This window comes from Streptomyces sp. NPDC058371 (genome assembly GCF_042723265.1).
Taxonomy (GTDB): Bacteria; Actinomycetota; Actinomycetes; order Streptomycetales; family Streptomycetaceae; genus Streptomyces.
The window spans coordinates 417,397-441,807 of the sequence record NZ_JBHXJC010000004.1 but is presented as its reverse complement, the minus strand read 5'-3'; the positions used below and the strand labels follow the sequence as shown (position 1 = coordinate 441,807).

General features: G+C 69.0%; 21 protein-coding genes and 1 riboswitch. Of the genes, 12 read left to right on the top strand and 9 right to left on the bottom strand.

Annotation, left to right across the window (positions count from 1 at the left end; all coding sequences use genetic code 11):
• Positions 1–53: 53 nt before the first annotated feature.
• Positions 54–311 (top strand): WhiB family transcriptional regulator, encoded by a 258-nt coding sequence (locus tag ACFWM2_RS16715; RefSeq protein WP_016639615.1) that lies wholly within the window; start codon positions 54–56, stop codon positions 309–311.
• Positions 312–639: 328 nt separating this feature from the next.
• Here ACFWM2_RS16715 and ACFWM2_RS16710 read toward each other — a convergent pair whose 3' ends face one another.
• Complete coding sequence (locus tag ACFWM2_RS16710; protein WP_383279796.1) at positions 640–2,106, bottom strand: sensor histidine kinase; 1,467 nt, start codon at positions 2,104–2,106, stop codon at positions 640–642.
• A 432-nt stretch (positions 2,107–2,538) separates the two neighbouring features.
• On the bottom strand, positions 2,539–3,204 hold the full coding sequence (locus ACFWM2_RS16705) for a TetR/AcrR family transcriptional regulator (RefSeq protein WP_383279410.1): 666 nt from the start codon (positions 3,202–3,204) through the stop codon (positions 2,539–2,541).
• A gap of 112 nt (positions 3,205–3,316) precedes the next feature.
• Between ACFWM2_RS16705 and ACFWM2_RS16700 the strand changes: the two genes are divergently transcribed.
• Entirely contained in the window at positions 3,317–4,069 is a 753-nt protein-coding gene (locus ACFWM2_RS16700) for an SDR family oxidoreductase (protein WP_383279407.1), read from the top strand.
• Between the two features lie 189 nt (positions 4,070–4,258).
• Entirely contained in the window at positions 4,259–5,044 is a 786-nt protein-coding gene (gene nagB, locus ACFWM2_RS16695) for a glucosamine-6-phosphate deaminase (protein ID WP_383279404.1), read from the top strand.
• A gap of 152 nt (positions 5,045–5,196) precedes the next feature.
• Here the strand turns inward: nagB and ACFWM2_RS16690 are convergent, their stop codons facing one another.
• From ACFWM2_RS16690 to ACFWM2_RS16675, 4 genes are all read right to left on the bottom strand, one after another.
• Positions 5,197–6,885, bottom strand: a complete 1,689-nt coding sequence (locus ACFWM2_RS16690) for a glycoside hydrolase family 3 protein (RefSeq protein WP_383279401.1) — start codon at positions 6,883–6,885, stop codon at positions 5,197–5,199.
• A gap of 9 nt (positions 6,886–6,894) precedes the next feature.
• Positions 6,895–7,788 carry a carbohydrate ABC transporter permease gene (locus ACFWM2_RS16685; RefSeq protein ID WP_383279398.1) on the bottom strand — a complete coding sequence of 298 codons (894 nt, stop codon included), beginning with the start codon at positions 7,786–7,788 and terminating at the stop codon, positions 6,895–6,897.
• Entirely contained in the window at positions 7,785–8,771 is a 987-nt protein-coding gene (locus ACFWM2_RS16680) for a carbohydrate ABC transporter permease (RefSeq protein ID WP_383279395.1), read from the bottom strand. Before ACFWM2_RS16680 ends, ACFWM2_RS16685 begins: the two co-directional genes overlap by 4 nt.
• Before the next feature lie 177 nt (positions 8,772–8,948).
• Positions 8,949–10,235 carry an extracellular solute-binding protein gene (locus tag ACFWM2_RS16675; protein ID WP_383279392.1) on the bottom strand — a complete coding sequence of 429 codons (1,287 nt, stop codon included), beginning with the start codon at positions 10,233–10,235 and terminating at the stop codon, positions 8,949–8,951.
• A 430-nt stretch (positions 10,236–10,665) separates the two neighbouring features.
• On the opposite strand from ACFWM2_RS16675, the gene ACFWM2_RS16670 reads away from it, so the two are divergent.
• The 8 genes from ACFWM2_RS16670 (at position 10,666) to ACFWM2_RS16635 (ending at position 20,465) form a co-directional block, all read left to right on the top strand.
• Positions 10,666–11,430, top strand: a complete 765-nt coding sequence (locus ACFWM2_RS16670) for a GntR family transcriptional regulator (protein ID WP_383279389.1) — start codon at positions 10,666–10,668, stop codon at positions 11,428–11,430.
• A gap of 328 nt (positions 11,431–11,758) precedes the next feature.
• Positions 11,759–13,933 carry a carbon starvation CstA family protein gene (locus tag ACFWM2_RS16665; RefSeq protein WP_383279386.1) on the top strand — a complete coding sequence of 725 codons (2,175 nt, stop codon included), beginning with the start codon at positions 11,759–11,761 and terminating at the stop codon, positions 13,931–13,933.
• Positions 13,905–14,117 carry a YbdD/YjiX family protein gene (locus ACFWM2_RS16660; protein ID WP_383279383.1) on the top strand — a complete coding sequence of 71 codons (213 nt, stop codon included), beginning with the start codon at positions 13,905–13,907 and terminating at the stop codon, positions 14,115–14,117. Before ACFWM2_RS16665 ends, ACFWM2_RS16660 begins: the two co-directional genes overlap by 29 nt.
• A gap of 104 nt (positions 14,118–14,221) precedes the next feature.
• A complete protein-coding gene (locus ACFWM2_RS16655) occupies positions 14,222–14,485 on the top strand; it encodes a DUF3311 domain-containing protein (RefSeq protein WP_383279381.1) in 264 nt (87 codons plus the stop codon).
• Positions 14,482–16,092 carry a monocarboxylate uptake permease MctP gene (gene mctP / locus ACFWM2_RS16650; protein WP_383279379.1) on the top strand — a complete coding sequence of 537 codons (1,611 nt, stop codon included), beginning with the start codon at positions 14,482–14,484 and terminating at the stop codon, positions 16,090–16,092. Before ACFWM2_RS16655 ends, mctP begins: the two co-directional genes overlap by 4 nt.
• 146 nt (positions 16,093–16,238) lie before the next feature.
• Entirely contained in the window at positions 16,239–16,745 is a 507-nt protein-coding gene (locus ACFWM2_RS16645; RefSeq protein ID WP_383279376.1) for a GNAT family N-acetyltransferase, read from the top strand.
• Positions 16,746–16,790: 45 nt separating this feature from the next.
• A riboswitch (cobalamin riboswitch) is annotated at positions 16,791–16,932 on the top strand.
• A 126-nt stretch (positions 16,933–17,058) separates the two neighbouring features.
• The gene (locus ACFWM2_RS16640) at positions 17,059–19,440 is read left to right on the top strand and encodes a ribonucleoside-diphosphate reductase subunit alpha (RefSeq protein ID WP_383279373.1); all 2,382 of its coding nucleotides are present in this window, start codon (positions 17,059–17,061) and stop codon (positions 19,438–19,440) included.
• The gene (locus ACFWM2_RS16635; RefSeq protein WP_383279370.1) at positions 19,440–20,465 is read left to right on the top strand and encodes a ribonucleotide-diphosphate reductase subunit beta; all 1,026 of its coding nucleotides are present in this window, start codon (positions 19,440–19,442) and stop codon (positions 20,463–20,465) included. The genes ACFWM2_RS16640 and ACFWM2_RS16635 overlap by 1 nt, the downstream gene beginning before the upstream one ends.
• On the opposite strand, the gene ACFWM2_RS16630 is transcribed toward ACFWM2_RS16635, so the two are convergent.
• Positions 20,378–20,587 (bottom strand): hypothetical protein, encoded by a 210-nt coding sequence (locus tag ACFWM2_RS16630; RefSeq protein ID WP_383279368.1) that lies wholly within the window; start codon positions 20,585–20,587, stop codon positions 20,378–20,380. The two genes, ACFWM2_RS16635 and ACFWM2_RS16630, sit on opposite strands and share 88 nt — an antisense overlap.
• 105 nt (positions 20,588–20,692) lie before the next feature.
• Here ACFWM2_RS16630 and ACFWM2_RS16625 point away from each other — a divergent pair, with 105 nt between their 5' ends.
• Positions 20,693–21,658, top strand: coding sequence for a helix-turn-helix domain-containing protein (locus tag ACFWM2_RS16625; protein WP_383279365.1), 966 nt, complete (start codon positions 20,693–20,695; stop codon positions 21,656–21,658).
• Positions 21,659–21,682: 24 nt separating this feature from the next.
• Here the strand turns inward: ACFWM2_RS16625 and ACFWM2_RS16620 are convergent, their stop codons facing one another.
• Positions 21,683–23,050 carry a cytochrome P450 gene (locus ACFWM2_RS16620; protein ID WP_383279362.1) on the bottom strand — a complete coding sequence of 456 codons (1,368 nt, stop codon included), beginning with the start codon at positions 23,048–23,050 and terminating at the stop codon, positions 21,683–21,685.
• Positions 23,047–24,132: an epi-isozizaene synthase gene (gene cyc1, locus ACFWM2_RS16615; protein ID WP_383279359.1), complete on the bottom strand. Its 1,086-nt coding sequence runs from the start codon at positions 24,130–24,132 to the stop codon at positions 23,047–23,049. The genes ACFWM2_RS16620 and cyc1 overlap by 4 nt, the downstream gene beginning before the upstream one ends.
• Positions 24,133–24,411: the final 279 nt, after the last annotated feature.

Sequence of the window (24,411 nt, the reverse complement as noted above, 5' to 3'; positions counted from 1 at the left end):
AGCGTTCACATTCACAAGCAATCTGCACGTAATACCAAGGAGAGGTAGCAGCCATGGACTGGCGTCACAACGCCGTTTGCCGCGAGGAAGACCCCGAGCTCTTCTTCCCCATCGGCAACACCGGTCCTGCGCTGCTGCAGATCGAGGAAGCCAAGGCCGTCTGCCGTCGCTGCCCCGTCATGGAGCAGTGCCTGCAGTGGGCGCTTGAGTCCGGCCAGGACTCCGGCGTCTGGGGTGGCCTCAGCGAGGACGAGCGCCGTGCGATGAAGCGCCGCGCCGCCCGCAACCGGGCCCGTCAGGCTTCCGCCTGACACCCCACCCCACGACGAGCCTGAGCTTGGCGGCGCGTGTGCCTTACGGCATTACTTCGTAGACAGCGAGTACGCAACTCCCGCCCCCGAGCCGCAGCGCGCAGTACCCCCGATGCGCATAGCACGAGCTTTCAGCCCCGGACCACGTTATGGTTCGGGGCTCATCGCTGTCCTCGGCCCGTTCTCGAACCGAGGACGGGCGCCCTGGCACGGGGCTCACCGGCCCGCCGGTGCGAGGCTCACGGGCCGCTCGCGCCCGGGGCCGTCCGCCTTTCGTCACTCAGCGTGTGTGCTTCGCGTAAGCGAAAGGTGTGGACCGTGTGCCAGGTTACTTGGGCATCCGCACCGGGATGTCCAGGATCACCTGCGTGCCGCGCTCCGGGGCGGGGACCATGTCGAACGTTCCGCCCAACTCGCCTTCCACCAGGGTCCGTACGATCTGCAGGCCGAGGTTGCCCGAGCGCTGCGGATCGAAGCCCTCGGGCAGGCCGACGCCGTCGTCCTGGACGGTGACCAGAAGGCGGGACTCCTTGCTGGTGCCGCCGCGGACGGCCGAGACCTCGACCGTGCCCCGGTCGCCCTCACGGAAGCCGTGCTCCAGTGCGTTCTGCAGGATTTCGGTGAGGACCATGGAGAGCGGGGTGGCGACCTCGGCGTCCAGGATCCCGAAGCGGCCGGTGCGCCGGCCGGTGACCTTGCCGGGCGAGATCTCCGCGACCATGGCGAGCACCCGGTCGGCGATCTCGTCGAACTCCACGCGCTCGTCCAGGTTCTGGGAGAGCGTCTCGTGCACGATCGCGATCGAACCGACCCGGCGTACGGCTTCTTCCAGGGCTTCGCGGCCCTTGTCCGAGTCGATGCGACGGGCCTGGAGGCGGAGCAGTGCCGCCACCGTCTGCAGGTTGTTCTTCACCCGGTGGTGGATCTCCCGGATGGTCGCGTCCTTGGTGATCAACTCGCGCTCGCGGCGGCGCAGTTCCGTCACGTCACGCAGCAGGACGAGTGAACCGACCCGCGTCCCCTTGGGCTTGAGGGGGATCGCGCGCAGCTGGATCACCCCGTCGACGCTCTCGATCTCGAACTCGCGGGGCGCCCAGCCGCTCGCGACCTTGGCCAGCGCCTCGTCCACCGGGCCGCGGGACGGGGCGAGTTCGGCGCTGGTCACGCCGAGGTGGTGACCCACCAGGTCGGCGGCCAGGCCCAGCCGGTGGTACGCGGAGAGAGCGTTCGGAGACGCGTACTGGACGATGCCGTCCGCGTCCAGCCGGATCAGGCCGTCGCCCACGCGGGGCGAGGCGTCCATGTCGACCTGCTGGTTCGGGAACGGGAAGGAGCCCGCGGCGATCATCTGGGCGAGGTCCGAGGCGCTTTGGAGGTACGTCAGCTCCAGGCGGCTCGGGGTCCGCACGGTGAGGAGGTTGGTGTTGCGCGCGATGACACCGAGGACGCGCCCCTCCCGCCGTACCGGAATGGACTCGACCCGGACCGGGACCTCCTCGCGCCACTCGGGGTCACCCTCGCGGACGATCCGGCCCTCGTCGAGGGCGGCGTCCAGCATGGGACGGCGGCCGCGCGGGACGAGGTGGCCGACCATGTCGTCCTGATACGACGTCGGGCCGGTGTTGGGCCGCATCTGGGCGACGGACACGTACCGGGTGCCATCGCGCGTGGGGACCCACAGGACGAGGTCGGCGAAGGAGAGGTCGGAGAGCAGCTGCCACTCCGAGACCAGCAGATGCAACCACTCGAGGTCGGAGTCACCGAGGGCTGTGTGCTGGCGTACGAGGTCGTTCATGGAGGGCACGTGTGCGAGCGTACCCGGCGGCTGTGACAGGCCTCGAAAACGGCCTGCGCACGGGCCCGGAAACACCCGCGGGCCGCGGCGCCTGGGAGGGACCCTCAACCCTCCCGGCACCGCAGCCCGGAGCAACAACGGCCACGGGGTGTGCGGTCCCGATCGGCCGAAGGAGAGGAGCCGGAGCAGTCAGGGCAGAGAGCGCCGGTTCCTCGGTCCGTCCTCCTGTGCGGGGAAGACGGAGGCTTCTCGTACACATGCCGCGATTCAGGCCGGCACGCTTTACCTAAGCATTGTGGACTAGACCATGCTCCTGCGTCCATGAGCCGCTGTCCATGCGTTGGCGGATGTTTGTTGTTGTCTCTTTATGCAACATCCGCCGTCGCCCATACGCAGAGTAGCCCGCTTCGGCTCGCGCGTGGGGCCGGATTCTCAGGAGCGCGGCCAGATTGCCGTGGCCAGTTCCGCGAGCGCCTCCAGCTCCGCCTTGGTCGCGCCGTCGCGCGCCTGTTGGGACATGCCCTGGATCATCGCTCCGGTGTGCCGGGCGAGGGCGGCCGCGTCGGTGTCCGGGGGGAGCTCGCCGGCCGCGATCCCGGCCTTGATACGTCTCTCCAGGGCCGCGATGTTGGCATTGCGCTGCTCGCGCAGCGACCGCTCCACCTCGGGCGACGTGCAGTTGGTGGCCGCGTGGACGACCAGACAGCCGTGCGGGTGGGCCGGATCGGTGTACTCCGCCGCGGCCTCGCGGAGCAGCCGCTCGACCGCGCCGCGGGCGGTGGGCTCCTCGGCGAGGGCACGGTCGCCGAACGCCCCGTACGTCGTGCCGTAGGCGCGCACGACCTCCTCGAAGAGCGACTGCTTGTCGCCGAACGCCGCATACAGGCTCGGCGCGCCGATCCCCATGACGCGGGTGAGGTCGGAGACGGAGGTCGCCTCGTAGCCGTGCTCCCAGAACGCGAGGATCGCCTTCTCCAGGGCGGTCTCGCGGTCGAAGGAGCGTGGGCGGCCCCGCTGCTTGGCCGGGGCCTTCGCCGCCGCCTCCGCCGGCCGGGTCCGCGTGCCGGTCAGCTCTCCGGCCCCCTGCTGCCTGCTCATCGCCTGCTCACCATGGGATGGATTTTATAGCGGGTACTAGAGAAATGACGGTGGGCTGCTGTACGGTTTTTTTCTGTAGCGACCACTAGACAAATGTGAAGGGGGCGCCGACATGGGCGTGCTCACCGGCAGGACAGCACTCGTCACGGGCGGCGGCAGGGGCATCGGGCGGGGCATCGCCGAGCGGCTCGGACGGGACGGCGCGCGAGTGGCCGTGCACTACGGGAGCAATGCGGTGGCGGCGAAGGAGACGGTCACCGCGATCGAGGCGGCGGGCGGATCGGCGTTCGCCCTGGGGGTGGAGTTGGGCGTGCCGGGAGACGCGCAGGCTCTCTGGGAGGCCTTCGACCGGGAGGCGGAGGGGCTGGACATCCTGGTGAACAACGCCGGGATCGGCGCGTCGAAGCCGTTCGCCGAGATCGACGAGGCGGAGTACGACAGGCTCTTCGCGGTCAACGTGAAGGCGCCGCACTTCATCGTCAGGCACGCCGGCGACCGCCTGCGGGACGGCGGACGGGTGATCAACATATCCTCGGGCCTCGCCCGCAACGCGGCGATGCCGGAGATCATGGCGTACGCGATGACCAAGGGAGCCCTCGACGTCTTCACCCGGGACCTGTCCAAGGTGCTCGGCTCCCGCGGCATCACGGTGAACTCGGTGGCGCCCGGCATCATCGACACCGACGTCAACGCCTCCTGGTTGCGCACCAGCGACGAGGCGTGGGCGGCCGCCGCGGCACGGTCCACCCTGGGCCGGGTCGGGACCCCGGCGGATGTCGCGGACGTGGTGAGCTTCCTCGCCTCGGACGCGGGGCGCTGGGTCACCGGGGCCTGGCTGGACACGACGGGGGGCTCCCTGGTGTAGGCCCGGCGACCACCGTGATGACCGGCGGGGCGTTGTCGAGGGGCGGTGCGGGGGCAGGGGGAGCGCGCTGGGTGAATAGTGCGGCGTTGGGCGCGACCGAGAGGCGGGGGCTCTGCTAGATTGGTCTATACCACATGTGTCCCCCTTCGGGTTCCAGTTGAGTCCCCTCTCCAGATCGGCAGGCCCAGCGTGGAAGTTGTCATCGTCCCGGACGCCAAGGCGGGCGGCGAGCTCATCGCCGATGCCATGGCGGAGCTGCTCAGGCGCAGGCCCGACGCGCTGCTCGGCGTGGCCACGGGCTCGACCCCGCTGCCCATCTACCAGGCGCTGGCGGCCAAGGTGAGCGCCGGTGCCGTGGACGTCTCGCGCGCGCGGATCGCCCAGCTCGACGAGTACGTGGGGCTGCCGGCCGAGCACCCGGAGTCGTACCGGTCGGTGCTGCGGCGGGAGGTGCTCGAGCCGCTGGGGCTGGGCATGGACGCGTTCACGGGGCCGGACGGCACCGCAGAGGACGTACAGGCCGCCTGCGAGGCGTACGACAAGGCGCTGGCCGCGGCCGGTGGGGTCGACCTCCAGCTGCTCGGCATCGGGACGGACGGGCACATCGGCTTCAACGAGCCGTGCTCCTCGCTCGCCTCGCGCACCCGGATCAAGACGCTGACGGAGCAGACCCGGGTCGACAACGCGCGGTTCTTCGACGGTGACATCGAGCAGGTCCCGCACCACGTCATCACGCAGGGCATCGGCACGATCCTGGAGGCGCGGCACCTCGTGCTGCTCGCGACAGGTGAGGGCAAGGCGGACGCCGTCGCGGCGACCGTGGAAGGGCCGATCGCCGCGGTGTGCCCCGCCTCGGCGCTCCAGCTCCACCCGCACGCCACCGTCGTCGTGGACGACGCGGCGGCCTCCAAGCTGAAGCTGGCGGACTACTTCCGGCACACGTTCGCCAACAAGCCGGACTGGCAGGGGATTTAAGCGCCCCTCGGGCCACCCTGTACGAAGACGAAGACGAAGACGCCGGGGCCCCTTGCTGGGGGCTCCGGCGCCTTCGTATGTCCGAGGCTCGGATGCCGGCGCGGATGCGGATGCGGGCGCGGCGGACGGTGCGCGCACCCCCCGCCGGCTCGTCAGCTGCCCGCGATGACCTCCGCCGCCGCGCGACCGCATACGCGGGCCGCGCCGTGGGTCGCGATGTGGAGGGCTCCCCGCGGTGGTGCCTGGGGCACGCCCATTTCGACGACGATCGTGTCGGGGCGGGCGGCGAGGAGGGCGTCGAGGGCCGCGGCCATCCACGGGTGGCGGTGTTCGTCGCGGACGACGGCGACCACGCGGCGGCGGCCCGCGGAGGCGAGGGCCGCGGCGGCCGCGTTCTCGCCGGTGAAGCTGCCGGTCTCCGTGCCGGGCAGCAGCTGTGACAGTTCGGCCGCGACACCCCAGGGAGTCTCGTCCCCGACGGCGATGTTCGCGACCGGGGTGAGCGCGGCGACGTAGGGCGCGTCGATGAGCGGGGCGTACGTGTCGGAGTGCGTCACGGTGAGCGCGCGCCGGGCGGCGACGAGCCCCACCTCGACAGCGCCGTCCGGGCCACCGCCGGTACCGGCGCCGGGCGCGCCCCCCGGGCGCCCGGTGCCGTTACCGGCGGCCGTCGCGGACCCCACGGAACCCGCAGGCCCCACGGAACTTGATGACCCCACGGACCCCGTGGACGCCGCAGAACTTGCTGGTCCCACGGAACCCGCAGGCCCCACGGACCCCGCGGGCCCACCGTCGACCGAGGACCCCACACCCCCCGCAGCCGCAGGCCCGGAGGCCGTCCACTGCGCCAGTGCCCGTACCCGGGCCGCCGCGTCCGCGAGGCGCTCCTCGGGGAGTTCGCCGGCGCGGACGGCCGCCACGAGGGCGTCGCGCAGTCGCCGTACCGTGTCGTCGTCCGCCAGTCCCCCGCCGACGCAGATCGCGTCGGCGCCGGCTGCGATGGCGAGGACGCTGCCGCGTTCGATGCCGTACGTCGCGGCGATGGCCTGCATCTCCATGCCGTCGGTGACGATGAGTCCGTCGTAGCCCAGCTCCTCGCGGAGGAGGCCCGTCAGGATGCGGCGGGAGAGCGTGGCCGGGCGGTCGGGATCCAGCGCCGGGACCAGGATGTGCGCGCTCATCACGGCCCGGGTGCCCGCGGCGATCGCGGCCCGGAACGGGACGAGTTCACGGGCCGCCAGCACCGACAGGTCGGCGTCGATGCGCGGCAGCGCGTGGTGCGAGTCGACGGAGGTGTCGCCGTGCCCCGGGAAGTGCTTGGTGCAGGCCGCGACGCCCGCGGACTGCAGGCCGGTGACGTAGGCGGCGGTGTGCCGGGCCACCAGGTCGGTCTCGGCGCCGAAGGAGCGTACGCCGATGACCGGGTTGGAGGCGTTGGAGTTGACGTCGGCGGACGGCGCCCAGTTGAGGTTGACGCCGCAGGCGGCGAGGCGGCGGCCGAGCGAGGCGGCCACCTCCGTCGTCAGCGCCACGTCGTCCACCGCGCCGAGCGCGTGGTTGCCGGGGTAGGAGGACCCCGTGCGCACCTCGAGCCGGGTGACGTCGCCACCCTCCTCGTCGATCGCGACGAGCACGTCGTCACGTTCGGTGCGCAACTGGGCGGTCAGGGCGGCGAGTTGCTCGGGCGAGGCGATGTTCCGGCCGAAGAGGCCGACCGAGGCCAGTCCCTCGCCGAGCCGGCGCAGCAGCCAGTCGGGCGCACTGGTGCCGGTGAAGCCGGGCTGGAGGACGGCTAGCGCGTCCCGCGTGAGCGTGTCGGTACCACTGGCGAGTGTCGTCATCGGGTGGCGTTATCCCTTCACGGCGCCCGCGGTCAGGCCCGCGGCCATCTTGCGCTGGACGAGGAGGAAGAGGACGACGACCGGAACGGCCATCATTGTGGAACCGGCCATCATCGGGGCGTACTCGGTGCCGTGCTTGGTGGTGAAGTTGCCGAGCCAGACGGTGGCGGTCTGGTTCTTCTGGCTCAGAAGCATCAGGGCGTAGAGGTATTCGTTCCAGGCCTGGATGAAGGCGTAGACCGACGTCGCGACCATGCCGGGAGCGAGCAGCGGGAAGACCACTCGGATGAAGGCGCTGGTGCGGGAGCAGCCGTCGACCATCGCCGCTTCTTCCAGTTCCTTCGGGATGTTGACGATGAAGCCGCGCAGCGTCCACACCGTGAAGGGGAGGATGAAGGTGAGGTAGGTGATGATCAGGCCGGTGAGCCTGTCGTACTGACCGAGGTCGTTCAGCAGCAGGAAGACCGGGATGATCATGGCGACGAGCGGGACCATCTGGACGGCGAGGATGCCGACGATGACGATCTTCCGCCCGCGGAAGGCGAAGCGGGAGATGGCGAGCGCGGCGAGCATGCCGACCACGATGCCGATCAGGACCACCGAGAGCGAGACGATCAGGCTGCGGCCGACGGGGCCCCAGAAGTCGGCGATGTCCAGCGCCCGGCTGAAGTTGTCGAGGGTGAGCGCCGTGGGCAGCAGGCTCGGGTCGGAGTCGATGGCGTCCTTGGCGGGCTTGAACGCCGTGTTGAGCATCCAGTAGACCGGGAAGCCGGCGGTGACGAAGACCAGCAGCCCGAGCACGTTCCAGCCGAACCTGGACTTCCGGGGCCGGGAGACGGCGGGAGTCCTGCGGGACGCGGCGGGACCCTTGCGGGAGGTGGCCGGAGCCGTAGTCGTGGTCACTCGACCTCTCCGATCTTGAGCATCTGGCGCATGTACACGGCGACCACACCCATCAGCAGGAGCACGGTGAGCAGGGCGATCGCCGACCCCTGCGAGTAGTCGTTGACCACGAACGCACGGTCGTACGAGTACGTGGTGAGCAGCTGGAACTCGGCCTCGGGGTGGCCACCGCGCATCACGAAGACCTGCGGGAAGACACCCATGTCCCAGATGACGGAGAGCGTCGTGAGCATCACGATGATCGGCTTCAGGATCGGCAGCGTGACGTAGCGGAACACGCCCCAGGCGCCGGCGCCGTCGAGGCGCGCCGCCTCCTCCAGTTCCTTGGGCACCTGCGTCAGTCCCGCGCTGAGCGTGATGACGACGAACGGCACCGCGCCCCAGACCACGAGCAGCATGATGACGCTCAGGCCCTGGGCGCCGCTGGCGAACCAGTTGTGACCGACCATGTCGACGCCGGGCAGCTTGCTGAGCAGCGCGTTGAAGACGCCGTAGTCCGAGTCGAAGAGCCACTTGAAGACCGTGGTGGCGACGATGATCGGCATGCCCCAGCTGGCCACCAGGGCGATGTTGATGAGCATCTTCACCCAGCCGGAGACCCGCTGGAGGAGCAGCGCGATCATCATGCCGCTGACCATCGTGAAGATGACGGCAGCACCGGCGAAGACGACGGTGCGAAAGACGACGGCCCAGAACTCGCTGTCCCCGAGGATGTTGGTGAAGTTGTCGAAGCCGACCGACTCGGCCGGCTGGAAGCCCCAGAGCTGGGACTGCCCGAACTTCTGGAAGGAAAGGGTGACGAGCCGGACCAGCGGATAGCCGAGGACCAGCGCGAGGATCAGCAGACAGGGGGCGAGCAGCGCCCAGGGGACGGCTGCCCCGCTGGAGGTCCGCTTTCTGCGTGGCCGTTCGGGGGCGGCGGACGGTGGTGGTGACTGCCGCGTCGGCGGCACTTTGGCAGTGGTCGTATCAGCGGCACTCATCCGCGCGCTCCTCAGCGGTCCCTCAGGTCGTACGGGAAGCGGGTCGCCCGTCCCCGACCAGGTCGTACGGGAGGCAGGCCCCCGTCGCCGACCAGGTCGCAGGGGAAGCGAGCCGCCCGCTCCCGGCCAGGTCGTACGGAAAGCAGGGCCCCGCCGACAACGGGGCCCTGCCTCAGGTCACTTGGTGTTGATGACCTTGTCGATCGCGGCGTCCGCGTCCTTGGCGGCTGCCTCGACCGACTTCTTGCCGGTGCCGATGCTCTGCAGCATGGTCTGCAGGATCTGGGCCTTCTCGACCTGACCCCAGCCCGGCGCCATCGGGACGAACCAGTTGCTCTCGGCCGCGGTGGCGGGGACCTCGGTCTTCGGGTCGCTCTTCAGCGTCGCGAGGTCGGTCTTGTTGTTGGGCAGGTTGCCCTTGGCGATCAGGGTCTTCTGGCCCTTGGCGCCGGTGAGGGCGTTGATCCACTCACTGGCGACGCCCTGCGCCTTGGACTTCACCGGGACGGCCAGGTCGGAACCGCCGAGGAAGACGGGGAGGTTCTTGCCGGAGGGGCCGGGGACCACGAAGCTCTCGAGGTTGCCCTTGAGCTTGCCGGTCTTGTCGTTCTTCGGGTCCTCGGAGGTCGCGCCCTCCCAGGCCGAACCGAAGATCATGCCGGACTTGCCCTGGCCGTAGACGATGTAACGGTCGGACTCGTCCTTGGTCTTGTCACCGTGCATGTACTTGTCGATGACGTTCTTGAACTCCTTGAGTCCCTTGATGGACTCGGGGGAGGACAGGTTGGCCTTCCACGTGCCGCCGTCCTGCTTGGCGATGGAGCCGCCGGCGTCGTAGACGAAGGACATCGCGGCGTACCAGTCACGCGTCGGCTGGTACCAGGCGCTGAACTTGCTGCCCTCCTTCTTCTGGATCTTGTCCAGATCGGAGGTGAGCTCCTTGTACGTCTTCGGCGTGGACTTGACGCCGGCCGAAGCGGCCACGTCCTTGCGCCAGTTGCCGACGCGGCCACCGGCGTAGTACGGCACGCCGTAGGTCTTGTCCTCGTAGGTGACCGAGGCCTTGAGACCGTCCAGCCACTGGTCCGAGTTGTCGAACTTCGACGTCTCGAGGGGCGCGAAGGCGCCCTTCACCATGTAGCCGAGCATCTCGGTGTTGCCCATCTCGACCACGTCCGGCGCCTTGTCGGTGGCGAGGACGGCGTCGAGCTTGGCGTTCTTGTCCGGCCAGCCGTAGTACTCGTGGTTGATCTTGATGCCGGGGTGCGCCTTCTTCACCGTGGCGTCGGCGGCCTTGACCAGCTCGGGCCAGTTGTTCTGCGCGTCCACCGTCAGCCAGACCGTGAGCTCCTTGGCGTCCGCCCCCGCGCCGCCGCTCCCGGACTTGTCGTCACTGTCCCCGCACGCCGCGATGGAAACCATCATGCCCGCGATACCGATCGCGGCTATCAGCTTGCGCTTCACGCCACCCTCCTCAGGGATGCCATAAACCCCCCTGCCCACCGCGGTGACCTATGACGAGTACTGCCCGTGGGGCTGGGACCTGGACCAATGGTGTAGACCAGTAGGGGGGAGCTTGGCCTAGACCTAGGGGGGTGTCAAGGCTGAATAAGTCGCTTCCGTCGTCCGTTACGGGACCGACATATGCAGGGACCTTTCATTGCGCAAGCGGCAGAACGGACAGGGCTGTTCCGGAGGAACCGACAGATCCGTTCGGCCCACCCGATGGCCGCCGCTCGGGGCGATGGACTAGACCAACAGGAACCCCAACGGTATATAGAGGGGATCACGGAGCGTGCGGGAGGACACTCGTACGCGAAGCCGTGCCACGATGTGAGCCGTGGCCGATCGGGTATGTCGGTCGCTTCGGCACCCGGAGCCGGGAAGGCAGAGCATGAGCACCGACGTCAGCAGTGCGGAGAACGAGGGTGGCGCCCCCATCCGTACCGCGCGCGTGCCCAAGTACTACCGCCTGAAGAAGCATCTGCTCGACATGACGGAGACGCTGCCGCCCGGCACGCCGGTACCGCCCGAGCGCACGCTCGCCGCGGAGTTCGACACCTCCCGCACGACCGTGCGCCAGGCCCTGCAGGAACTGGTCGTCGAGGGCCGCCTGGAACGCATCCAGGGCAAGGGCACCTTCGTCGCCAAGCCGAAGGTCTCCCAGGCGCTGCAACTCACCTCGTACACCGAGGACATGCGCGCCCAGGGCCTCGAACCCACCTCGCAGCTCCTGGACATCGGCTACATCACCGCGGACGAGACCCTCGCCGACCAGCTCGACATCACGGCCGGCGGCCGGGTCCTGCGCATCGAGCGGCTGCGGCTCGCGAGCGGCGAGCCGATGGCGATCGAGACGACCCACCTGTCCGCGAAGCGGTTCCCCGCCCTGCGCAGATCGCTCGTCAAGTACACCTCCCTCTACACCGCCCTCGCCGAGGTCTACGACGTCCATCTCGCCGAGGCCGAGGAGACCATCGAGACCTCGCTGGCCACCCCGCGCGAGGCCGGACTGCTCGGCACCGACGTGGGCCTGCCCATGCTGATGCTCTCCCGTCACTCGCTGGACAAGGACGGCCAGCCGGTGGAGTGGGTGCGCTCGGTCTACCGGGGCGACCGGTACAAGTTCGTGGCGCGGCTGAAGCGGCCCACGGACTAGAGCGGGGACGCGCGCGGACCTGCCGGGGGTACGGGGGTCGCCCCCCCCGGAAGAAAGCAGCCGTGGCGCGGCTGAAGCGACCCACCGACTAGGTCGGGGCGCGCGGGACCTGCCGGGGATACGGGGGTCACCCCCCGGAAGAAGACAGCCGTGGCGCGGCTGAAGCGGCCCACCGACCAGCCGTTCGCCACACGGATCGGTCCGGAGCGCGGCGCGGCTCGCCCACGCGTCCGTGAAATCAGGCCACTTGAGGTAGTGCACGTGGTGTAGCGCAGCTCCCTCCACTGTTCTACGGTCCTCCCGTCACCCATGGACGGGAGGACGACCCGTGCGCACCCAAAGCCCTGAGCCGGCAGCCCCTCGCAAGGCAACGCCCCGGAGCATCGTCATCTGGACCCTCGTCGCGCTGGTGGGCGCCGCGGGCTGGTCCGTGCTGGCGCTCTCGCGGGGCGAGGACGTGTCGGCGGCCTGGATGGTCGCCGCCGCCCTCGGCTCGTACGCCCTCGCCTACCGCTTCTACGCGAAGTTCATCGCGTACAAGGTGCTCAGGGTCGACAGGACCCGGGCGACCCCGGCGGAGCGGCTGAACAACGGCATCGACTTCCATCCGACCGACCGGCGGGTGCTGCTGGGCCACCACTTCGCGGCGATCGCCGGCGCGGGCCCGCTGGTGGGGCCCGTACTGGCCGCGCAGATGGGCTACTTGCCCGGCACCATCTGGATCATCGTCGGAGTGATCTTCGCGGGCGCGGTCCAGGACATGGTGGTGCTCTTCTTCTCCACCCGCCGGGACGGGCGCTCGCTCGGCCAGATGGCCCGTGAGGAGATCGGCCCGTTCGGCGGCGCCGCCGCGCTGGTCGCCGCCTTCGCCATCATGATCATTCTGCTCGGCGTGCTCGCCCTGGTGATCGTGAACGCGCTGGCGCAGTCGCCGTGGGGCACCTTCTCCATCGCGATGACCATCCCGATCGCCCTGCTGATGGGCTTCTATCTGCGGGTCCTGCGGCCGGGCCGGGTCAGCGAGGTCTCGCTCATCGGGGTCGCGCTGCTGCTGCTCGCACTGGTCGCCGGACGGTGGGTCGCCGAGTCCTCGTGGGCCGGCACCTTCACCCTCGCCCCGTCCACTCTGGTCGTCTGGCTGGTGGCGTACGGCTTCGTGGCCTCCATCCTGCCCGTGTGGATGCTGCTCGCACCGCGCGACTACCTCTCCACCTTCATGAAGATCGGCACGATCGCCCTGCTCGCGCTCGGGGTGGTCGTCACGCTGCCGACGCTGAAGATGGACCCGGTCACCGACTTCGCCGCGCACGGTGACGGGCCGGTCTTCGCCGGCTCGCTCTTCCCCTTCGTCTTCATCACCATCGCGTGCGGCGCGCTGTCCGGATTCCACGCGCTCATCTCGAGCGGTACGACGCCGAAGATGATCCAGAAGGAGACACAGATCCGGATGATCGGCTATGGCTCCATGCTGATGGAGTCGTCGGTCGCGGTGATGGCGCTGGTCGCGGCCTGCATCATCGACCCGGGCCTGTACTTCGCGATGAACGCCCCGGCGGGGGTCGTCGGAACCACCGTGCAGTCCGCCTCGGTGGCGGTTGGCCACATGGGGTACGTCATCTCCCCCGAAGACCTGGCCGCCGCAGCCCGGGGCGTCGAGGAGCAGACCCTGCTCTCCAGGACCGGCGGCGCGCCCACGCTCGCCATCGGCGTCTCGGAGATCTTCTCCAAGGTGACCGGAGGGGGCCTGCGGGCGTTCTGGTACCACTTCGCCATCATGTTCGAGGCGCTGTTCATCCTGACCGCGCTGGACGCGGGCACGCGCGTGGGCCGGTTCATGCTTCAGGACATGCTGGGCAACGTCTACCGGCCCTTCAAGAACGTGAGCTGGAAGCCGGGTCTGGTCGTCACCAGCGCGCTGGTGACCGGCCTGTGGGGTTACTTCCTGTGGGTGGGCGTCCACGAACCGCTCGGCGGGATCAACCAGCTCTTCCCGATCTTCGGCATCGCCAACCAGCTGCTCGCGGCGGTGGCGCTCGCCGTCTGCACCACCCTGCTGGTCAAGTCCGGGCGCCTCAAGTGGGCCTGGATCACCGGGATTCCGCTCGCCTGGGACGCCACGGTGACGCTCACGGCGAGCTGGCAGAAGGTGTTCTCCAGCGACCCGCGCGTGGGCTTCTTCCAGCAACGCAGCGTGTACCAGGACGGCATCGACGCGGGCAAGGTCCTGCCGCCCGCCAAGACCATGGACGACATGCACACCGTCGTCACCAACTCCACGGTGGACGGCGTCCTCTCGGCGGCCCTCGCCCTGCTCGTCGTGGTCGTGATCGTGGACGCGGCCCGGGTCTGCGTCCGGCACGTACGCCGCCCGGCGCTCTCCTCCCTGAGCGAGGCGCCGTACGTGCAGTCGAAGATCGTGGCCCCGGCCGGGCTGATCCCGACCAGGGCGGAGAAGGCGGAGGAGGCGGAGCGCGATGCGGTCGGCGCTGTACAGGGCGGTTAGCCGCGCGGGACGGGGACTGCGCTGGTACGTAAGGGAACTGACGGACGAGTCCGCGTACGACCGCTATGTCGCCCACGTCCGACAGGACCATACCGACGCGTCCGTGCCGACGCGCCGCGAGTTCGAGCGGATGCGGACGGTCCGCCAGGAGGCCGATCCCCGCCAGGGGTTCCGCTGCTGCTGACGACACGAAGACCGATATGCGGACGGGGGTTCCGCTGGGCTGACACCGTCGCCTAGATTGCCTGCGCGTTACACAGGTGATCAGAGAGTGGACGGAGTCACGAGATGTCCGAAGAGTCAGAAGTGAACAGAGCGGTGGTGACACCCGCGCGGGTGGTCATCGCGCTCTGTCTCGTGGCGCCGTTCGTGGCGATGCTGTGGGTCGGCTCGTATTCCAAGATCGACCCCACCTTCATCGGCATCCCGTTCTTCTACTGGTACCAGATGCTGTGGGTGTTCATCTCCACGGCGCTGACGATGACCGCGTACAAGCTGTGGCAGCGTGACCAGCGCGCCCGCACGTCGCAGGGTGGGGGTGCGTCGAAGTGAACGACGGCGTGAACGGAGTCGCCCTCGGCGTCTTCATCTTCTTCTTCCTGGCCGTCACGGCCCTGGGCTTCGTGGCCGCGCGCTGGCGCAGGGCCGACAACGAGCACACGCTGGACGAATGGGGCCTGGGCGGACGGTCGTTCGGCACCTGGGTCACCTGGTTCCTGCTCGGTGGCGACCTCTACACGGCGTACACCTTCGTCGCCGTACCCGCGGCCGTCTACGCGGCGGGCGCGGCCGGCTTCTTCGCCGTGCCGTACACCATCCTCGTCTACCCGCTGATCTTCACCTTCCTGCCGCGGCTGTGGTCGGTGTCGCACAAGCACGGCTATGTGACGACGTCGGACTTCGTGCGCGGGCGCTTCGGCTCCAGGGGGCTGTCGCTGGCGGTGGCCGTGACGGGCATCCTCGCCACGATGCCGTACATCGCGCTCCAACTGGTCGGCATCCAGGCGGTCCTCGACGTGATGGGCGTCGGCGGCGGCGAGAACACGAACTGGTTCGTGAAGGACCTGCCGCTGCTCATCGCCTTCGGTGTGCTGGCCGCGTACACGTATTCGTCGGGTCTGCGCGCCCCCGCGCTGATCGCGTTCGTGAAGGACACCCTGATCTACATCGTGATCGCGGTGGCCATCATCTACATCCCGATCAAGCTGGGCGGCTTCGACGACATCTTCAAGGCGGCGACCGACAAGTTCACGACGGCGGGTGCGGGCGGAGTGGTGCCCGCCGAGGCCGGCCAGTGGACCTACGCCACGCTGGCGCTCGGCTCGGCCCTCGCGCTGTTCATGTACCCGCACTCGATCACCGCGACGCTGTCCTCGCGCAGCCGCGAGGTGATCCGGCGCAACACCACGATCCTGCCGCTGTACTCCCTCATGCTGGGCCTGCTGGCCCTGCTCGGGTTCATGGCGATCGCGGCCGGGGTGAAGGTGGACAACGGGCAGCTGGCGATCCCGCAGCTCTTCGAGAACATGTTCCCTGACTGGTTCGCGGGAGTGGCCTTCGCGGCCATTGGCATCGGCGCGCTGGTGCCGGCGGCCATCATGTCGATCGCGGCCGCGAATCTCTTCACCCGCAACATCTACAAGGACTTCATCAAGCCGGACGCGACGCCGAAGCAGGAGACCCAGGTCTCCAAGCTGGTCTCGCTGCTGGTGAAGGTGGGCGCGCTGGTCTTCGTCCTCACCATGGACAAGACCGTCGCGATCAACTTCCAGCTCCTGGGCGGCATCTGGATCCTGCAGACCTTCCCGGCCCTGGTCGGCGGCCTGTTCACCCGCTGGTTCCACCGCTGGGCGCTGCTCGCGGGCTGGGCGGTCGGCATGGTGTACGGCACGCTCGCCGCGTACGGCGTCGCCTCGCCGACCCAGAAGCACTTCGGCGGCAGCTCGAAGGAGATCCCCGGCATCGGCGAGATCGGCTACATCGGTCTCACGGCGTTCGTCATGAACATCGTGGTGACCGTCGTCCTCACCTTCGCCCTGCGGGCCTTCAAGGCGCCGGACGGCATCGACGAGACGTCCCCGGAGGACTACACGGTGGACGCGGGCGACGCGGGCGTGCAGGTCGAGCTGCCGCCGGCCACGGCGGGCACGACGCACTGACCGGGTCCCGCACCCGGTTCCGGTCCCGCACCCCCTGACGGGCCGCCGGTCTCGTACCCGAGGACGGCCCGTGGTTCGCGTACCCCTCGACGGGCCGCCGAGAAATTCGGCGGCCCGTCGTCGTGCCCGTCCGGCACACTCCCCGCATGGACATCGTCATCAGGCGGGCGCGGCCCGAGGAGTACGCGACCGTAGGGGAACTCACCGCCCAGGCGTATCTCGGCGACGGCCTCCTCGACTTCGGGGAGAGCGACGAGTACCTCGGGGAGCTGCGGGACGTGGCGAAGCGGGCGGCGGCGGCCGATGCGCTCGTCGCCGTCGAGGGCGCCCGGGTGCTCGGCGGGGTGACTTTCGTGCCGGCCGGCGGGCCCATGGCCGACATCGCGCGGTCCGGCGAGGCGGAGGTGCGGATGCTCGCCGTCGCGCGCGAGGACCGGGGGCGAGGCGCCGGCGCGGCCCTCGTCCACGCGTGCGTCGAGCGGGCCCGCGAGGTCGACGGCTGCGTCCGCGTCGTGCTCTCCACCCAGCGGACCATGCACGCGGCCCACCGCCTCTACGAACGGTTCGGCTTCACACGCTGCCCCGAGCGCGACTGGAACCCGCTCCCGGACATCGACGACATCCTGCTGCTCACCTATGAGTTGACGCTCTGACACGCTCCGAGAACGGCGCGACACAAGATGTGGGGGTGCCACCGCAGCCCGGCACAAGATGTATGCTCGTGCTCGCTGTCGTCGCAGGGGAATCCGGTGCGAATCCGGAACTGTCCCGCAACGGTGTACTTGTGCGCGTATGCGCACTCGGTCAGTCCGAGGACCTGCCGACAGCGCGCCCCGGCCACCCGGCCCGGGCGCCGACGACGTCCGGGTCTCGTGGAATGGGCCGGTGGACGCACGCGTACCGGCAAGGTGTCGCGTGTCCCGCTGCCCTCCGCAAGGCCCCGTGCCGAGCGAGGGAGAGCCCCACGTGACCATCGCGCCAGCCGATCCGGCCACAGCGACACCGTCCGCGACGTCGGTGGAGACGGACGGTCCCGGTGCCGCACTGCTGCGGACCCTGACCCGCCTCACCGCCGACCTCCCCGGCGCCGACCCCGGCCGGGTCGCCGCCGCCGCGCTGCGCGGCCGGTCCGCCCGCGCGGATGAGGCGGAGCTGCGCGAACTGGCCACCGAGGGGGCCGCCGGACTCATCTCCGAGGACCCCGTCTACTCGCGGCTGGCCGCCCGGCTGCTGACGATCAGCATCGCCGCCGAGGCCGCCTCGCAGGGCGTCACGTCGTTCTCCGGGTCCATCACCACGGGCCACCGCGAGGGTCTGATCGCCGACCGCACGGCCGCGTTCGTACGCCTGCACGCGACCCGTCTGGACGCGCTGATCGACCTCGAAGGCGACGACCGCTTCGGCTACTTCGGGCTGCGCACGCTGCACAGCCGCTATCTGCTCCGGCACCCCATCACCCGGCAGGTCATCGAGACGCCCCAGCACTTCATGCTGCGGGTGGCGAGCGGTCTCGCCGAGGACGACTCGACCCGCGCACTCGACGAAGTCGCCGCGCTCTACGGCCTGATGAGCCGCCTCGACTATCTGCCGTCCTCCCCCACGCTCTTCAACTCCGGTACGCGGCACCCGCAGATGTCGTCCTGCTACCTCCTCGACTCCCCGCTGGACGAGCTGGACTCCATCTACGACCGCTACCACCAGGTGGCCCGGCTCTCGAAGCACGCCGGCGGCATCGGCCTGTCGTACTCCCGGATCCGCTCCCGGGGTTCGCTGATCCGCGGCACGAACGGGCACTCCAACGGCATCGTCCCGTTCCTGAAGACCCTCGACGCCTCGGTGGCCGCGGTGAACCAGGGCGGCAGGCGCAAGGGCGCGGCCGCGGTGTACCTGGAGACCTGGCACTCCGACATCGAGGAGTTCCTGGAGCTGCGCGACAACACCGGTGAGGACGCCCGCCGTACGCACAACCTGAACCTCGCGCACTGGATCCCGGACGAGTTCATGCGCCGGGTCGACACGAACGGCGTCTGGTCGCTCTTCTCCCCCGCCGACGTGCCCGAGCTGGTCGACCTGTGGGGCGACGAGTTCGACGCCGCGTACCGCAAGGCGGAGGAAGCCGGGCTCGCCAAGAAGACGATCCCGGCCCGCGACCTGTACGGCCGCATGATGCGCACCCTCGCGCAGACCGGCAACGGCTGGATGACCTTCAAGGACGCCGCCAACCGCACCGCCAACCAGACCGCGGAGCCGGGCCACACCGTCCACTCCTCGAACCTGTGCACCGAGATCCTGGAGGTCACGGACGACGGGGAGACGGCCGTCTGCAACCTCGGGTCGGTCAACCTGGGCGCCTTCGTGGTCGACGGCGACATCGACTGGGAGCGGCTGGACGCCACCGTGCGCACCGCGGTGACCTTCCTCGACCGGGTCGTCGACATCAACTTCTACCCGACCGAGCAGGCGGGCCGTTCCAACGCCAAGTGGCGGCCGGTGGGCCTCGGCGCGATGGGTCTGCAGGACGTCTTCTTCAAGCTGCGGCTGCCCTTCGACTCGCCCGCCGCCCGCGCGCTCTCCACCCGGATCGCCGAACGCGTGATGCTCGCCGCGTACGAGGCCTCCGCCGACCTCGCGGAGCGCAACGGCCCGCTGCCGGCCTGGGAGAAGACCCGTACCGCCCGCGGTGTCCTGCACCCCGACCACTTCGACGTCGAGCTGAACTGGCCGGAGCGCTGGGCGGCCCTGCGGGAACGTATCGCCGCGGTGGGCATGCGCAACTCGCTGCTCCTCGCGATCGCGCCGACCGCGACCATCGCGTCCATCGCGGGCGTCTACGAGTGCATCGAGCCGCAGGTCTCCAACCTGTTCAAGCGCGAGACGCTGTCCGGCGAGTTCCTCCAGGTCAACTCCTACCTGGTGGAGGAGCTGAAGAAGCTCGGCGTGTGGGATGCGCAGACCCGGGAGGCGTTGCGCGAGTCGAGTGGCTCGGTGCAGGGCTTCACCTGGGTGCCCCAGGACGTCCGCGACCTCTACCGCACGGCGTGGGAGATCCCGCAGCGCGGCCTGATCGACATGGCCGCGGCCCGCACCCCGTTCCTCGACCAGGCCCAGTCGCTGAACCTGTTCCTGGAGACGCCGACCATCGGCAAGCTCTCCTCGATGTACGCGTACGCCTGGAAGTCGGGCCTGAAGACGACGTACTACCTGCGCTCGCGCCCGGCGACCCGGATCGCCCGTGCCGCGCAGGCGCAGGCGCAGCCCGAGAAGACCATCCCCGTCCAGCAGGTCGCCGACCCCGACGCCGTCGCCTGCTCCCTTGAGAACCCCGAGTCCTGCGAGGCCTGCCAGTAATGACCGCCGCACCTGAGAAGACCGAGAAGAACCTGCTCGACCCGGGCTTCGAGCTGACCCTGCGTCCCATGCGCTACCCGGACTTCTACGAGCGCTACCGGGACGCGATCAAGAACACCTGGACCGTGGAGGAGGTCGACCTCCACTCGGACGTCGCCGACCTCGCGAAGCTGTCGCAGGGCGAGCAGCACATGATCGGCCGGCTGGTCGCGTTCTTCGCGACGGGCGACTCGATCGTGGCGAACAACCTGGTGCTGACGCTCTACAAGCACATCAACTCGCCCGAGGCGCGGCTGTATCTCTCGCGCCAGCTGTTCGAGGAGGCCGTGCACGTCCAGTTCTATCTGACGCTGCTCGACACCTATCTGCCCGACCCGGAGGACAGGGCGGCGGCCTTCGACGCCGTCGAGAGCATCCCGTCCATCCGCGAGAAGGCCGAGTTCTGCTTCAAGTGGATCAACGAGGTGGAGAAGCTGGACAGCCTCGAGACCAAGGCCGACCGCCGCCGCTTCCTGCTGAACCTGATCTGCTTCGCCGCGTGCATCGAGGGGCTCTTCTTCTACGGCGCCTTCGCGTACGTCTACTGGTTCCGCAGCCGGGGTCTGCTGCACGGCCTCGCGACCGGCACCAACTGGGTGTTCCGTGACGAGACGATGCACATGTCCTTCGCGTTCGAGGTCGTCGACACCGTCCGCAAGGAGGAGCCGGAACTCTTCGACGACCGGCTCCAGGAGGAGGTCACCGACATGCTGCGGGAGGCCGTCGAGGCCGAGCTGCAGTTCGCGCGCGACCTGTGCGGTGACGGCCTCCCGGGGATGAACACCGACTCGATGCGCCAGTACCTGGAGTGCGTCGCCGACCAGCGACTGACGCGCCTCGGCTTCGCGCCGGTGTACGGCTCCGAGAACCCCTTCTCCTTCATGGAGCTTCAGGGGGTTCAGGAGCTGACCAACTTCTTCGAGCGCCGTCCCTCGGCGTACCAGGTGGCGGTGGAGGGCTCGGTCGGGTTCGACGAGGAGTTCTGAGGCTCCTGCGCGGCCCTCAACTGCCGGTCGATCCGCGCTTCGCGGCGCAGTCCGAGCAGGGCGGGGAGAGCCAGGACCACGAAGATCCCGAGGACGGTCAGCAGGGCGACTGTGGTGTTCATGAGTGTCTCCATGAACACCACTGTCGCGCCGATCGGCCGCCGAGGTCAGTGGCAGGACTGCCGTAGGCCCTCGAATTCCTGCCACATCCGAGGCACACTGGCAGCATGCTGAAAAACGTGGCCGCGGTGCTCCTCGACGGAGTGCACCCCTTCGAACTCGGCGTCGTCTGCGAGGTGTTCGGCCTCGACCGCAGCGACGAGGGCCTGCCCGTGTACGACTTCGCGGTGGCCTCGGCCGAGGGGCCGACCCTCGGCACCCATGTCGCCGGGTTCACCGTCTCCACTCCGTACGGCCTCGACCGGCTCGAAGAGGCCGACCTGATCGTGGTGCCGGCCGCACGCGACAATGCCGGGCACGGCTATCCGCCCGAACTGCTCGACGCCCTGCGCCGGGCCGTGCGGCGCGACGCCCGGGTGCTCAGCGTCTGCTCGGGCGTCTTCGTGCTCGGCGCGGCCGGACTCCTCGACGGGCGGCGGTGCTCGGCGCACTGGCAGCATGCCGACGAGCTCGCCCGCCGGCATCCGCGGGCGATCGTCGAACGGGACGTCCTGTACGTCGACGAGGACCCCGTCATCACCTCGGCGGGCACCGCCGCCGGAATCGACGCCTGCCTCCACATCGTCCGCAAGGAGCAGGGTCCCGAGGTCGCCAACGCCGTCGCGCGCCGCATGGTCGTACCGCCGCACCGCGACGGCGGACAGGCCCAGTACATCGAGCGGCCGCTGCCCCGCTCGCAGTGCGACACGGTCGGCGAGGTGCTCGTCTGGATGGAGCGCCACCTCGACGAGGAGGTGACCGTGGAACAGCTCGCCGCCCGCGCCCACATGTCCCCGCGCACCTTCGCGCGCCGCTTCCAGCAGGAGACCGGCACCACGCCCTACCGCTGGATCCTGCGGCAACGGGTGCTGCTGGCCCAGGAGTTGCTGGAGGCGTCGGACGAGACGATGGACGCGATCGCGGGCCGCACCGGGTTCGGCAACGCGGCCGCGCTGCGCCATCAGTTCGTCCGGAGCCTGGGGACAACCCCGCAGGCGTACCGGCGCACGTTCAGGGGCCCGCAGGCTGCCTGAACGTGCGCCGGTAAGCGCGCGGGGTCAGCGCGGCACGGCCCTCAGCAGCAGCCGCCTCGGCCGGAGCGTGATGCCGACCCTGGTGTTGCGGTCGGTCTCCGGCAGGTTCTCCAGACGCCACTTGGGCACCACGGTCGCCAGGATGATGGCGAGCTCGGCCATCGAGAAGTGGTCGGCCGGGCACTTGCGGTTGCCCACGCTGAACGGGCTCATCGCGTACTTCGGCACGTCCTTGGAGCGTTCGGGGAGCCAGCGGTCCGGATCGAACTCCAGATGCCGCTCGTAGGACCGCGGATCACGCTGGATCGCCAGCGGACTGTAGATGATGTCCGCACCGGCCGGAATGCGGTAGCCACCGAGTTCGGTTTCGGCCAGCGCCTGCCGCGTCAATATCCATACGGCCGGGCGGATACGCAGCGCCTCCGTGATGACATTGTTCGTGTGGCGCAGGTTCCGGAGGTCTCCGAATGTGATCGGTCGGTCCCCGATGACGGATTTGACCTCTTCGCTCAGCCGGGTCGCGTGTTCCGGGTGCTCCGCGAGCAACTGCAAGATCCACATCAACTGGGACCCCACCGTTTCGCTGCCCGGTGTGAGTATCGCTATGACCTGATCGTGAACCTCCTGGTCGTTGACCGTTTCACCATTTTCGTCCTTCGCCTCGAGCAGCGCCGTCAGCAAATCGTCCGGCTTCTCCTTCGACGCCCGGCGCTCCGTGATGACCTCGTCGGCCAGGCGGTGCAATTCGGCCAATGCGCGGTCGAATTCACGATGGGCCGGAAGGGGGAGCCGATAGAACGGGCCGAACGAGAGGATCATGCGCCGGTACATACCGCCGAAGACGGTCGCGAGTGCCGTGCTCAGCCGTTCGGCCAGCTCGTCGATGGGCCCGATCTGCAGGAAACAGCGGGCCGTGACGCGGACGCCGATGCGGAACGCCTCCGTCGTGACGTCGACCGTGTCGCCGGGCTTCCAGCGCTCCGCGAAGGCACGCGCCTCCTCCACCATCACCGCCATGTACTTGGGGATGGCGTCGGCCCGGAACTCGGGCTGGATGGTCTGCCGCTGCCGTCGGTGCAGTTGGCCGTTGCTGGTCGCGACGCCCTTGCCGAGCAGGACGTCCAGGGTGTCCCAGAGTGGCCCGCCGATCTGGTATCCGGGGCTCGTCAGCAGAGTGCCGACGAGGGCCGGCGAGGTCACGGCATAGACCGTTTTCGGACCGAGCTTCAGCCGGACCAGGTCCCCGTGGTCTCGCAGCTGGGTCAGGAAGCCCAGCGGATCGCGGACGAGGTTCCAGCCGTGGCCGAGACCCGGAACACCACCTCCCGCCAGGGGCGGGACGGACAGCTCCGGCGCCTCGGAGGTCGTGGGCCGTACGGACTCGACGGTCATTTCTCACCTGCCGCTTCGTTGTTGACGTACGGGGGTGTGGAGCGGTCGTCCCAGTTGTCGACCATGTACCGGCCGGACTCGTGGTGGAACCAGTACACGGAACTGAACCAGTTCCGCATATTGGCGAGACACGCCTTTACGGCATAGCTCAATTCCCGGCCCTGTGCGGTGCCGTCCGCGAGGGTTTCCGCGAGCCGCAGGACTTCTTTTTCGGCGGCCCGGAATTCGTCGATGCATTCCTCGACCCGGCGCCGCACTTCCGTGACGGCTTCCTCGATGGTCAGTCCCTCGTGCTGAATGAGACTGATTCCGAGATTATGGACCTCGTCGCCCGCTATCTCTTTGGGGAGCGAGCAGAGATCGTTGTACCAGGCGGCGAATTCCTGACTGAGCAGTGCGGCCCGCCGAAATGCCGGGTGTTCCCGCACGCCCACGGGAATTTCGCATCCCGCGCTCGGCTCCAGGAGGTCGGTCCAGATCCAGTGCGCGAACGTCAGCCGGCGGAGTTCGAGGTACTCCTCGACCGTGGGCACGGTGCCCGACGTCCGGTTGTGGAATTCCCGGTCGTACGCGTCGATCACGGCGTGGAAGTGCTCGGCGAACCGGGCGTTCCAGCGCTTGCTCAGGAACGAGTAGAGCCGGACCATGCTGTCCGCGAACGCTGCGACCAGGGGATCCTTGTGGTGCAGATGATCCCGGGGGGAGTCGAGCGCCGCGTGCAGCTGGAAGCGGAGCCTCCGCCAGGCGGCCGGGCGGCCGTGGACGATGTCGCGGTCGTGCCGGTCGTCCCAGACGAAGAACCACGCGCTGTAGTCCGCTATCGCCTGGAGTACCTCCTCGGGGGCGCCTATGTAGTAGCCCGCCATGAGGTCCGTGTAGCACAGTCCATCGGCATATTCCTGGACCTTGTCCGGGGACATGAGGCGCTTTTCGAGGAGCCAGGCCCTCGTCTTCTCCTGGAGCCGGGGCCAATACGGGTGCAGTTGACGGGGAAACGCCGTCTCGATCACCGGGAGAGAGAGCGCCGGTGGTACCGCGATCGCGGTCGGTGTCGATGAAGTGCCGTGTGAGAAAGCATGCACGAACAAACCCCTCTCAGCCGCCTGTTGGCGCTACACCCCTCCCGTCGTGCCGGGCGTGCGCCGTTGCGTATCCCCGCACTTCCCATTCAGCACCACAACTGACCGTTCTGGGAACGGATTTGCTCCACTCACTACCCCAAGGTGCCGAGAACCTCCCCATGTATGACTGATTTTGGATCATTACAGGTGTACAAGCGATCGAACGTGCGACGTACAGACGAACGACGCCTGGTCAGAGGGGTTCTCGACCAGGCGTCGTTGATGTGGGCTCACAAGAGA